This window comes from Acinetobacter sp. ANC_7503 (assembly GCF_056780035.1).
In genome coordinates this window covers 103,066-115,108 of record NZ_JBWYJA010000012.1, presented here as the reverse complement: position 1 = coordinate 115,108, position 12,043 = coordinate 103,066, and the positions used below count along the sequence as shown (strand labels likewise).

The window sequence follows — 12,043 nt, the reverse complement described above, 5'->3', positions numbered from 1 at the left end:
TCTATGCAGGCAAAGGCAAGATCGAGATTCAAGCTCAAGGGGATGGTGCTGATCTGATTGCAAGAAAGGGTGTGCAGATTATTTCGACGGAGGCAAATGTCGACATCACGAGTGCGAAAGAAATCGTACTGACCGCAGGCGGTTCACAGCTAAAAATAAATGCTTCAGGGGTATTTCCTACGACTGCAAGTAAGTTTGAGGTTAAGGCAGGGCAGCATCAGTTTGTGAATGGAAAGAATGTATCAGCAAAATTTCCAGCTTTACCTACCTTTAAATTATTACCTAATAAAGTGGAATTAAAATACATTTATGATGACTTAAAACCTGTTGCACAAGCTCCATTTAAACTGATTTTTGCTGATGGTTCTGCCCAAGAAGGTGTATTAGATGCCGAAGGTTATGCCAAAGTCACTATTCCTAGTGATAAAACTCAACCTAAAGTCTACTATGGCTTTAGTAGTGTTGAGGCGAAACCAGATAGAGAAAAAATTGATAATCCTTTTAAAGATCAAAAAGTGATGAGTGTTAGTGAAGCTGAACAACTTATTGAGCAATACAACCAACAAGAATTAGATGCATTATTAGATGAATATTTCCCTGATGAAATTGAAGACATGCTCATGTCGAATAATATCGAATACGATGATCATGTAAGCGATTATGAAGAACAATTAATACCACAACAAAATAATGTAGATGATGCAATAGCAGATGATTTAGAAGAAATTTTACTTACAGATGATTCTACTTCTAGATTAGACCTAGGAGATAAACAATGAATACTGCCGTAGCCAAGGGTTCAACGCAAGCTGTAAGAGTAACAGCTAAAGGGGAAGAATCGGCGGCTCAATGGATTAAAGGTGTACTTGATGGTAGTGGCTCCAGTCCCGCTCAAATTATTGTTGCAGTTGTGATAGGTTGTATACCCTTTGTTGGTCAAGGCGTTGATGTCGGGAATGTGATTGTCTCAGTCGTTAAAATATCAGAAAAGCCAGATAATAAAGAGAATTGGTTTGATTTGGTATTTAATCTTGTTGCATTTGTTCCAATTGCTGGTGATGGATTAAAAATTGTTTTTAAACAATTGCGTTCAGGTAAAGCTATGGGAGCTATTTTGGATGCAATACCAAGCAAAACATTACGTGGTGATGTAGATAAATGGTTTAGAACCTTAAATTGGAATACATACACAAGAGAGCTGCAAACAACTAGTAATAAAATTATTGATGGTTTAATTGGCGTTTTTGATAGTTGGATGACACGAGCTGTTCTCGGCAATGCTAAGTTAAAAACATTAGTAACTCAGCTTCAGCAAATGAAGAAAGTTGCCAATCAAAAAATTGATATGGTTATGAAAGAAATGCAAGCAGCCCATAAAAAGGCACTAGCAACTCCTTATCCTAACACTACAGCTAGAGCTCCAATTACGACTCGAACACCGACAACAACCAGTAGACCAAATCAAAATCCAGCCCCACGCACTCAGCAAAATGGCAATGTATCAAGAAATACTGGAGGAAATAATGTAAGCCCAGGTCGTCAAAATACTTCAACACGACGTCAACAATTACAGCGAAAAAGAAGATCGAATCAAGAACTTGGTTCAGGTGGTGAGCACATTACGGATTATTACTATGTAAAACGCATGAAAAGTCGCTCTAAAATTAATAATAATGGCGTGCTGTACGAATATCACGATACGGGTCATAACGGACTTGATCATGTATGGCATAGTGCTCGACTAGCACATAAGTATCGTATTACAGACAGTAAAGCGACCAATGCACTGAGTCATCGAACACTGATGACACCAAAGGCAGCCATGATGGCATTGAAAATGGGTCTCGATGTTTATATGGCATCAGACCAAGATGATAAAGTGAAACGCTCCGTTGGAACAACGGTGAGTGATGGCGTACAAATGTCACATTTATGGATTTCTCGGAAAATTAAAAGTTCAGGTTTAACAATAACTCACCGACGTAGTTTAGAAAGTGCAATTGATGCATGGGAGCGTGTTGAGTTTAAACCTGCTTCTGAAAGGGTCATGGTAAATGGAAAGGGTCAAACCGTAGCAGTACGTTGCCCATATGATCGCAGTTTGGTCACCATTACTGGTGATAAATTTGATCATCATGAAAAATGTAAAGGCTTAAATAAGCCAAAATGTACACGTACAGTAACCGCACATGGTATTAAGTTAGAATTTGTTTTACCTAATGATATGTTACCGGAGTAATAAAATTGACTAATCAAGTAACTGATATAGATATTAATTGGGAACAATGGTTTAAGTTCGAAATAAATGATACGAATTATTATCGTGAAAAACTATTACCAGAAGAAATATATCATGAACGCTATTCAATTTTTCTAAATGGTATTTACTCTGTGACTGATGGATTTCAGAAATATAAATCTGGTGCTAAATCCAGTAAGAAAATGGCAGCGGGTCGAAGAAGAGTAATTGATGTACTAGATTTAATGTCACTACAATATTCAGCAGGTGGTGATATTGCTTTTATCCAAGAGCTTTATCCTTATTTATTAAATTGGACAGAAGAATATGCAGATGTTCATACACAATATCATCAAAGCCCAGATGCAGGCGGACGTTATGTTTGGCATATTGCCATGGGGACTGAAGATTATTGGTACATTGCTTTACGTTTAATTTGTTTTGGATTATTGACTGGTAATGCAGATCAAATGACGAGAATTATGCCAATTATTGATTACACGGAAGCAACGTCTGAAGGACAGGAAAAAGATGGCTTAATTGAGCGATTGGTTGCGCCCTTTGTAGAAGACCGTGGATTACCTCCTAAAGATGCACGTCGTCATTTGCCTTATCGTAAGCTCATTAAAGTATTTGATGCTACACCTGAAAAACGTCCAGCAATGATGTTGCAATACTTAGAAGATTGGTATGAAGCCAGTCGTCGTGAACCTTATTATGATCAACATCCTCAGGCTGATATTAATGAGGGTTTTTCATTTTTTGGCTATTGGTCATGGGAAGCAGCAGCAGTAACATGGCTATTAGATATTGACGATTCAACTTATCGAGAGCATCAATTTTATCCTAAAGACTTAGTTGATTTTGCTAGATCGCAAGCTGAATCGGTTTCAGCTGAAACAACTATTGAAAAAATTAAAATCAAAGGTGGAGAGCAATCCACGAAAACAGGTTTTTGGACGACACCTGCGCAACCGAATGGACGCCAATATTTCAAAAAAGGTGAGATTTTACCAATGCTTTCAGAGACAGATTGGGGTGAAGTATATTGGTATTTTGATGGTGAAGAATAATTTTAATTTGCCCTTCGGGCATTATTTTTTATTTATAATAATATTCTCAGTTAGACATTTCAAATAACAAAAGTTTAGACATAACTAAATTTTATCATCATGAAAAATGTAAAGGTTTAAATAAACCCAAATGCACACGGACAGTTACGGCACACGGGATTAAATTAGAATTTGTTTTACCCAATGAGATGTTGGAGAGATAAAAGAATGTCGATACAAGTAGGTGATCAAGAAATAGATTGGCAAAAATGGCAATTTTTAGAGATTAATGATGAAACAAAATTTAGAGATAATTTTTTAAATGCCCAAGATTATCATGAAAATTTTGAAGAACTTATAAATGGACTATATACCGTTGTAGATGGATTTAGTCATTATAAAAATGATTCTAAGTTTAGTGGATATATCGCAGCTGGTCACCAAAGAATTAGAGATGCTTTAGATTTGATGTCCTTACAATATTCAGCAGGTGGTGATTTAAATTTTATAAAAGAACTTTACCCGTATCTTCTTCATTGGACAGAAGAATATGCTGAAACGAGTCATCTTTATAATTTAAGCCCTGATGCAGGTGGCCGTTATGTCTGGCATATTTCCTTGGGAACTGAAGATTATTGGTATATTGCTTTACGTTTAATTTGCTTCGGCTTACTTGCTGGCTATGCAGATCAAATGAAGCGAATTATGCCAATTATCGATTATGTGGAAGCAACGCCTGAAGGGCAGGAAAAAGATGGTTTAATCGAGCGATTGATTGCTCCATTTGTAACAGATCGAGGCATACCACCGAACGATGCACGTCGTCATTTGCCTTATCGTAAGCTCATTAAAGTTTTTGATGCTGCACCTGAAAAACGTCCAGCAATGATGTTGCAATACTTAGAAGATTGGTATGAAGCCAGTCGTCGTGAACCATACTTTGAACAGCACCCAGAAACCGACTTAAGATCTGGTAGAAGTTATTATGGTTATTGGTCATGGGAAGCAGCAGCAGTAACATGGCTATTAGATATTGACGATTCAACTTATCGAGAGCATCAATTTTATCCGAAAGATTTAGTTGATTTTGCTAAAGCACAATCAGAAAAAGTACAAGCACAAGATTCGATAGAAAAAATTAAAATCAAAGGTGGTGATAAATGTCCAAAAACAGGTTATTGGACGACTCCTGCCCAGCCAAATCAGCGTCAGCACTTTAGTAAAGGTGAGATTTTACCAACGCTTTCTGAGCAAGATTGGGGTGAAGTATATTGGTATTATGATGGTGAAGAATAGAATTAAAAATGCCCTTCGGGGCATTATTTTTATATGGATAATATTATTGCCCATTCTTAATATCATAAGTCCAAAGAAAAAAATAACTTCAACCATTATGAGAAATGTAAAGGCCTAAATTAGCTAAAGTGTACACTGACAGTAACCGCACACGGTATAAAATTAGAATTTGTTTTACCAAACGAGATGTTGGAGAGATAAAAGAATGTCAACACAAGTAGGTGATCAAGAAATAGATTGGCAAAAATGGTTAAGTTTAGAGGTAAAAGACACAAGTTTGTTTAGAGATAATTTGCTTGAACAAGAAATGTATCATAAACGATTTGACATTTTAGTGAATGGTATATATTCCGTTACAGACGGTTTCAATAAGTATAAAAATGATTCTAAATTTGGCGGATATATCGCAGCTGGTCATCAACGCTTACAAGATGCTTTAAACTTAATATCTTTACAATATTCCGCGGGTGGAGATTTAAATTTTTTAACGGAACTTTACCCATATATTCTTCATTGGACAGAAGAGTATGCTGAAACGAGTCATCTTTATAATTTAAGCCCAGATGCAGGTGGACGTTATGTCTGGCATATTTCTTTAGGAACTGAAGATTATTGGTATATTGCTTTACGACTGATATGCTTTGGTTTACTGACAGGGTATGCAGATCAAATGAGTCGAATTATGACGATTATCGACTACACAGAAGCAACACCTGAAGGACAAGAAAAAGATGGCTTAATCGAGCGATTGATTGCTCCATTTGTAACAGATCGAGGCATACCACCGAACGATGCACGTCGTCATTTGCCTTATCGTAAGCTCATTAAAGTTTTTGATGCTGATGCAGAAAAGCGTCCAGCAATGATGTTGCAATACTTAGAAGATTGGTATGAAGCCAGTCGTCGTGAACCTTATCATGATCAACATCCACAACCTGATATTAGATCAGGCATCAGTTATTTTGGTTATTGGTCATGGGAAGCTGCAGCTGTGACATGGCTATTAGATATTGACGATTCAACTTATCGAGAGCATCAATTTTATCCGAAAGATTTAGTCGATTTTGCTAGATCGCAAGCTGAATCGGTTTCAGCAGAAACCACTATAGAAAAAATTAAAATCAAAGGTGGAGAGCAATCCACGAAAACAGGTTTTTGGACGACTCCTGCCCAGCCAAATCAGCGTCAGCACTTTAGTAAAGGTGAGATTTTACCAACGCTTTCTGAACAAGATTGGGGTGAAGTATATTGGTATTATGATGGTGAAGAATAAAACTATATCGCTCAAGGGGAAACTTTCGTATTTATCGAAGTTTAATAAAAAAACTTTAGCGAGGGTTTTAAAAGACATTACATATTCGAATAGCTCATACTAGCTGCACCCTCATGTATAACCTAAGTAATTTTTTATAACGGATCTTTAGTTAAGATTAATTTGGCTGCGGAAAAATATCACCGTTTAATGTTGGATGATAAAGGCGTGTCTTTTTACATCAGGAATTAAAACTAATAACGAGGTGGAGTCAGAGCAAAGCAAACTTTCTCTTTGGAATACATCCAAGTAGTAATGAACGGAAAAATAACGATTTTTTTAACAAAAGTTTCAATATGAAAAATTATCTGAGTTTAATTTTTGGATTTTCGATATGTTGCCTATTATTGGCTTGTACTCCAAATACGAAAAGTAAAGGAAATGAAATCATGCCACCACAAAGTGCTATTTTACATTTTGGACAGCAAGGATTAAAAGATTTTATTCAATATAGTTATGCGCCATTAGACCGCCAACCTGCGGGGATGAATTTTTTGTCACTAGATTGGAGACCGCCCAAACTGGGACAGGTTAAAATTGTAACTGAACAAAGTAACTTTGAAATTGATAATGTTATTAGTGTAATGGGGACGCAAATTGCACGAATGGGCAATGATGGTCTTTTGATTATGGATGTAACCGCTAGTTTACATGCTAATGAATATACGACTAGAGAAGATGCATATCAGGCTTATGTAAAACTTATGAAGCAAATGAGTGAGAAAAACTGGAAGCAATATTTTTTACCTTATTCGGAACGTATAGATAAAAAAGATAATTTAAAATATATGAGTCAAAACATGGGAGAGGTTATTGACCCTAGCTATATTTTAAGTTTTAAAGAGTGGCAAGAAATGATGGATCTGACTAATGGCCATATGTATTTTAATTTATATAATAGTAATATTAATTTGGCGATATCTCTTTCTAAAACATATAAAGATGATAAAAAAGAACAGTATATGCTGAGATACAGTTTTGAGCATTTTAGATATACTGGTTTCAATGCTATTTCTAACTCAGATGAAATGACAGCAGAACAGTTAAAACAAGCCTTTTTAGATGAAAGAAGAGACAATGAAAAAGATCGTAAATTTAAGGAAGAAAAAATTAAACTAGAAGGCTATCATATTGATGACAGCTATGTAGACCCTGATGTTTGGCAATATATGAAATAGGATATTTGGTGGGCTTTGTTTTAGAAAGTTGTTTGTTAGGTTTGATTTAGCAATATAATTGTGAGACGAGTAACCCCACACCTAAAATCTATTCGACATCCAACTGGCCTAATTACAATAAAAAGATTTAATTAATCGTGGAAATATTTCGATTTGTTTCGATCTTCAGACTCAATACCTTCGCCTTCAGGCAAACTCTTGGGTAAATTAAATAGATTGGACTTGATCAGGAAAGCCTCTACGTGGCGGACGATTCTTGAAGCCGTAGGCTCTGACACGCCATAACTCGTTGCGACATGAAATAATGTTCGATATTCACGCCAATAACTTAAGCTCAGAAGGATTTGATCTTCTACACTTAACTTAGATGGTTTACCTTTAGCAGGTACAAGCATTTTTAGCTGTTCAGCCATTAAATCAAAGGTTGGCCATGAGATGCCTGTATATCGCTTAAACTGTGTTTCAGAAAGCTTTTTTTAGTCGATGTATTTCATTCGCAAATTATGCATGAATATTTAAAATTATTCGGTACACATAGTCAGCAAGTGATAGATCGTTTTTTGATTTATGAAAGAGATCTATTGATAAAGTTATTAAAATTCAAAATACAAATTGGAAGGATGCAATCTTACCTAAGGATACAACCGAAACTGTTGAATACCTATTAAATCGAGAAGCTTCAAAGAAAACAGTACAGCAGGGACAAATATTACATGCGACATCAAGTACTAGTCGTGCTAATTCAAGAGAGAGTAGCTCAAATAAAGCAGATAGATAATGAAAGTTGATCAAAAACTGAGATTTAGAGTAATTAATTTTTTAAAAATGATTACAAGTTATAGTTTTTTAAAAAAAATTTACTATCTCAATAAGGAATTTACTGTTGCTTTTGAGAATGCTTTAAGAAAATCTAGTGAAGAGTTTGAATTATTAACTAGACATGAGAGAGAATTATTAATGTATCTCTATGTTCTAGATATTGAAGAAAAAACTTTATTAGATTTTCTAGGAAGTAAGTTCAAAAAAGAAGTCTATTCAGATTTTATATCTGAAAATATACACTCTACAATTTTTGGAAGATATGGTGATGAGCGCGGGCTTGAAAATGATCCTCTATATAAAAAATTAGGAATGGTCGGAAGGGATTCTGGTTGGATATTCGAAAATCTACATGAAAATGAAATAAAAAAGATATGTATTGCAAATGAGTTTACAGCATTTATAAAAATAACCCTATCTGATTTTGATAACGAATATTATATTCCTCATTATCCTTTTTTGTATAAAAAATGGAATTTTGAATCATTTAACAAGTTCGTGTATTGGAGTTTCATTCGCAGTTTTAAAGTTGAATTAATTTTCGACAATAATCAAATAAATAGTGATATTGAAATTTTTTCAGGTGAAGAGATCCAAATTTCAGGTATATATGAACCTTGGTTTGAAAAATCCGTCTATCAAAAATTAACCAATGACCCTGAATATAATGTGTATGTTGGTTGCCCAAATTATTTTTTGGAAGGTTCGGAAGCTACTCAATATAAATTAGAAGGCACAGATGATTGGTATGATGTTAAATGGCGTTTAATTTGGGAAGACAATCGCTATATAGATGGAACCATACCCGAGGAAGAAAAGAATTATATTTTTGATATAGAAAATATAGGAAAACAATCCAATCAACCCGAAACTGAATCAACTGAAAAATTAAGTATGGCGGCTGGGCAGGTTAGCCCTAAAGCAGGCTATTGGTATACAACAGCGAAATTAAATTCACGGCAATACTTTAAAAAAGGCGATATTTTTCCTGATTTTGAAAGTGATTGGGGCGAGGTGTACTGGCAGTTTGATGGTGAAGAATAATTTTAATTTGCCCTTCGGGGCATTATTTTTTATTTATAATAATATTCTCAGTTAGACATTTCAAATAACAAAAGTTTAGACATAACTAAATTTTATCATCAAGAGAAATGCAAAGAATTAAATAAAATTAAGTGCACACGGACAGTAACTGCACACGGTATTAAATTAGAATTTGTTTTACCAAACGAGATGTTGGAGAGATGAAAGTATGTCAATACAAGTAAATGATCAAGAAATAGATTGGCAAAAATGGTTGAGTTTAGAAGTAAAAGATGCAAGTTTATTTAGAGATAAGTTGCTTGAGCAAGAAATGTATCACAGAAGATTTGATACATTTGTTAATGGGTTATATACAGTTGTTGATGGATTTAGCCATTATAAAAATGATTCTAAATTTGGTGGATATATTGCTTCTGGAAGAAGACGGATTATTGATGCATTAGATTTGATGTCCTTACAATATTCAGCAGGTGGTGATTTAAATTTTATAAAAGAACTTTACCCGTATCTTCTTCATTGGACAGAAGAATATGCTGAAACGAGTCATCTTTATAATTTAAGCCCTGATGCAGGTGGCCGTTATGTCTGGCATATTTCCTTGGGAACTGAAGATTATTGGTATATTGCTTTACGATTGATATGCTTTGGTTTACTGACAGGCTATGCAGATCAAATGAATCGGATTATGCCAATGATCGACTACACCGAAGCAACGCCTGAAGGGCAAGAAAAAGATGGCTTAATCGAGCGATTGGTTGCACCGTTTGTGGAAGATCGTGGTACTCCACCGAAATATGCTCGTAGACATTTTCCATATCGTAGACTCCTTAAAATTTTTGATGCAACCCCCGAAAACCGATCAGCAATAATACTACGATACCTAGAAGATTGGTATGAAACAAGTCATCATGAACCTTATCATGATCAACATCCACAACCTGATATTAGATCAGGCATCAGTTATTTTGGTTATTGGTCATGGGAAGCAGCTGCTGTGACATGGCTATTAGATATTGATGATTCAACTTATCGAGAGCATCAATTTTATCCGAAAGATTTAGTTGATTTTGCTAAAGCACAATCAGAAAAAGTACAGGCACAAGATTCGATAGAAAAAATTAAAATCAAAGGTGGAGATAAATGTCCACAAACAGGTTATTGGACGACTCCAGCCCAACCAAATGAGCGTCAATATTTTGATAGAGATGACATTTTACCAATGCTTTCAGAACAAGACTGGGGTGAAGTATATTGGTATTTTGATGGAGAAGAATAAAACTATATCGCTCAAGGTGAAAACTTTCGCATTGATAGAAGCTTAATAAAAAACCCGCTTACGCGGGTTTTTTGATCTCAAACGAGATTACATATTCGGATAGTTCGGACCACCCGCACCCTCAGGTACAACCCAAGTAATATTTTGTGACGGATCTTTAATATCACAAGTCTTACAGTGAACACAGTTCGCAGCATTAATTTGGAAACGCTTAGAACCATCATCATTTTCCATGATTTCGTATACGCCAGCAGGACAGTAGCGCTGAGCAGGCTCATCCCATTGAGGAAGGTTAACGTTTATTGGAATTGATGGATCAGTTAATTTTAAATGCGCTGGCTGATTTTCTTCGTGTACTGTATTCGAAACAAACACTGAAGATAAACGGTCAAATGTAAGCTTACCATCTGGTTTTGGATAGTTTGGTTTGAAGTTCACAGCATCAACAGTTTTTAAAGCACTGTAATCAGGTGTCAAATCACGTAAAGTGAACGGAACTTTAAATACATTTTGATCGATAAAGTTGAATGCACCACCGAAGAATGTACCAAACTTATGCATTGCAGGGCCAAAGTTACGAGCATTATATAACTCTTCTTTTAACCAACTGTTGTTAAATTTCTCTGTATATGACGTTAACTCTTTAGCAAAGAAATCTTCGCCTTCTGTCACACGAGCAATTGCAAGGTCGCCGCCTTTTTCTACACCAGCTTTAATTGCTTCAAATACAGCTTCACCACATAACATGCCTGATTTCATAGCAGTGTGTGAACCTTTAATTTTTGCAAAGTTCAAGAAGCCAGCATCATCACCAATTAAGCTTCCACCTGGGAAGGTGAATTTAGGAAGAGAGTTAAAACCACCTTTAACCACTGCACGTGCACCGTAAGAAATACGTTTACCGCCTTCCAATACATCTTTAATTAATGGATGTGTTTTCCAACGTTGCATTTCCATGAATGGATACATATGAGGGTTTTGGTAAGATAAGTCGACAATCATACCCAATGATACTTGGTTATTTTCAGCGTGATATAACCACCAACCACCAGATGAACCAGTTTCAGTTAAAGGCCAACCCGCACCGTGCATGACTTTACCTGGTTTGTGCTTCGCTGGATCGATTTCCCAAAGTTCTTTAATACCGATACCGTAATGTTGAGGATCAGCGTCTTTATCTAAGCCGAATTGAGCGATTAGGCGTTTACCTAAATGACCACGGCAGCCTTCAGCGAATAACGTGTATTTCGCATGGAGCTCATAGCCTGGGGTAAAGTTATGTGTTGGCTCACCATCTTTACCAATACCCATATCACCTGTTTGGATACCTTTTACAGTACCATCAGCATGATACAGAATTTCCGCTGCTGCGAAGCCCGGGAAAATGGATACTTCAAGCTCTTCAGCTTTTTGTCCTAACCAGCGTACGACGTTACCAAGAGAGATGACATAGTTACCGTCGTTGTGCATTGTTTTAGGCACAAAAGCATGAGGCATTTTTTGAGATTTTTGATCTGAAAGAAGGAAGTACGTTTCATCTTCTGTAACAGGTACGTTTAAAGGCGCACCTTCTTCTTTCCAATTTGGGAACAATTCATTAATAGCGCGTGGTTCAAGCACAGCACCAGAAAGAATATGCGCACCTACTTCAGAGCCTTTTTCAACGACACATACAGATAAATCGTTGAGGTTGTTTTCAATTGCAAGTTGACGGATTTTGATCGCAGCTGAAAGACCCGCAGGGCCCGCTCCAACGATTACAACGTCAAACTCCATCGATTCACGTTCGATGTGTTCCATAAAGGACTCCTCATAAAGTAAAGGGTG

The 12,043-nt window shown here is 36.0% G+C and carries 10 protein-coding genes and 3 pseudogenes; 11 read left to right on the top strand and 2 right to left on the bottom strand.

The genetic code is table 11. The features are described from left to right. From AC1M9M_RS12985 to AC1M9M_RS12950, 8 genes and pseudogenes are all read left to right on the top strand, one after another. Window positions 1-779: DUF2345 domain-containing protein (locus tag AC1M9M_RS12985; protein WP_481596535.1), on the top strand; the 779-nt coding region annotated here is incomplete at its 5' end. Then, window positions 776-2,239, top strand: coding sequence for a hypothetical protein (locus AC1M9M_RS12980; protein WP_481596534.1), 1,464 nt, complete (start codon window positions 776-778; stop codon window positions 2,237-2,239). The genes AC1M9M_RS12985 and AC1M9M_RS12980, both read left to right, overlap by 4 nt. 5 nt (window positions 2,240-2,244) lie before the next feature. After that, window positions 2,245-3,312, top strand: coding sequence for a PoNe immunity protein domain-containing protein (locus AC1M9M_RS12975; RefSeq protein ID WP_481594916.1), 1,068 nt, complete (start codon window positions 2,245-2,247; stop codon window positions 3,310-3,312). 89 nt (window positions 3,313-3,401) lie between these two features. Next, a pseudogene (locus tag AC1M9M_RS12970) lies at window positions 3,402-3,515 on the top strand (hypothetical protein); the annotation flags it as partial. A gap of 4 nt (window positions 3,516-3,519) precedes the next feature. Further along, window positions 3,520-4,587: a PoNe immunity protein domain-containing protein gene (locus tag AC1M9M_RS12965; protein WP_481596533.1), complete on the top strand. Its 1,068-nt coding sequence runs from the start codon at window positions 3,520-3,522 to the stop codon at window positions 4,585-4,587. Between the two features lie 93 nt (window positions 4,588-4,680). Beyond that, a pseudogene (locus AC1M9M_RS12960) lies at window positions 4,681-4,788 on the top strand (hypothetical protein); the annotation flags it as partial. Window positions 4,789-4,792: 4 nt separating this feature from the next. Next, the gene (locus AC1M9M_RS12955; protein WP_481596532.1) at window positions 4,793-5,860 is read left to right on the top strand and encodes a PoNe immunity protein domain-containing protein; all 1,068 of its coding nucleotides are present in this window, start codon (window positions 4,793-4,795) and stop codon (window positions 5,858-5,860) included. 428 nt (window positions 5,861-6,288) lie between these two features. Continuing rightward, entirely contained in the window at window positions 6,289-7,077 is a 789-nt protein-coding gene (locus tag AC1M9M_RS12950) for a hypothetical protein (protein ID WP_481596531.1), read from the top strand. 131 nt (window positions 7,078-7,208) lie between these two features. Here the strand turns inward: AC1M9M_RS12950 and AC1M9M_RS12945 are convergent, their stop codons facing one another. Further along, entirely contained in the window at window positions 7,209-7,490 is a 282-nt protein-coding gene (locus AC1M9M_RS12945; protein WP_481594913.1) for a helix-turn-helix domain-containing protein, read from the bottom strand. A 364-nt stretch (window positions 7,491-7,854) separates the two neighbouring features. On the opposite strand from AC1M9M_RS12945, the gene AC1M9M_RS12940 reads away from it, so the two are divergent. From AC1M9M_RS12940 to AC1M9M_RS12930, 3 genes and pseudogenes are all read left to right on the top strand, one after another. Next, a complete protein-coding gene (locus AC1M9M_RS12940) occupies window positions 7,855-8,940 on the top strand; it encodes an Imm72 family immunity protein (protein WP_481596530.1) in 1,086 nt (361 codons plus the stop codon). An 87-nt stretch (window positions 8,941-9,027) separates the two neighbouring features. Then, window positions 9,028-9,144: pseudogene (locus AC1M9M_RS12935) on the top strand (hypothetical protein); the annotation flags it as partial. A gap of 4 nt (window positions 9,145-9,148) precedes the next feature. Beyond that, window positions 9,149-10,216, top strand: coding sequence for a PoNe immunity protein domain-containing protein (locus AC1M9M_RS12930; protein ID WP_481596529.1), 1,068 nt, complete (start codon window positions 9,149-9,151; stop codon window positions 10,214-10,216). Window positions 10,217-10,303: 87 nt separating this feature from the next. Here the strand turns inward: AC1M9M_RS12930 and AC1M9M_RS12925 are convergent, their stop codons facing one another. Then, window positions 10,304-12,016 carry an electron transfer flavoprotein-ubiquinone oxidoreductase gene (locus tag AC1M9M_RS12925; RefSeq protein WP_481596528.1) on the bottom strand — a complete coding sequence of 571 codons (1,713 nt, stop codon included), beginning with the start codon at window positions 12,014-12,016 and terminating at the stop codon, window positions 10,304-10,306. Between the last annotated feature and the right edge of the window lie 27 nt (window positions 12,017-12,043).

Bases quoted from the DNA above. Each gene is read 5' to 3' on its own strand.
- AC1M9M_RS12950 (WP_481596531.1), top strand. From the start codon at position 6,289: ATGCCACCACAAAGTGCTATTTTACATTTTGGACAGCAAGGATTAAAA.
- AC1M9M_RS12940 (WP_481596530.1), top strand. From the start codon at position 7,855: ATGAAAGTTGATCAAAAACTGAGATTTAGAGTAATTAATTTTTTAAAA.
- AC1M9M_RS12980 (WP_481596534.1), top strand. From the start codon at position 776: ATGAATACTGCCGTAGCCAAGGGTTCAACGCAAGCTGTAAGAGTAACA.
- AC1M9M_RS12945 (WP_481594913.1), bottom strand. From the start codon at position 7,490: ATGGCTGAACAGCTAAAAATGCTTGTACCTGCTAAAGGTAAACCATCT.
- AC1M9M_RS12925 (WP_481596528.1), bottom strand. From the start codon at position 12,016: ATGGAACACATCGAACGTGAATCGATGGAGTTTGACGTTGTAATCGTT.
- AC1M9M_RS12930 (WP_481596529.1), top strand. From the start codon at position 9,149: ATGTCAATACAAGTAAATGATCAAGAAATAGATTGGCAAAAATGGTTG.
- AC1M9M_RS12965 (WP_481596533.1), top strand. From the start codon at position 3,520: ATGTCGATACAAGTAGGTGATCAAGAAATAGATTGGCAAAAATGGCAA.
- AC1M9M_RS12955 (WP_481596532.1), top strand. From the start codon at position 4,793: ATGTCAACACAAGTAGGTGATCAAGAAATAGATTGGCAAAAATGGTTA.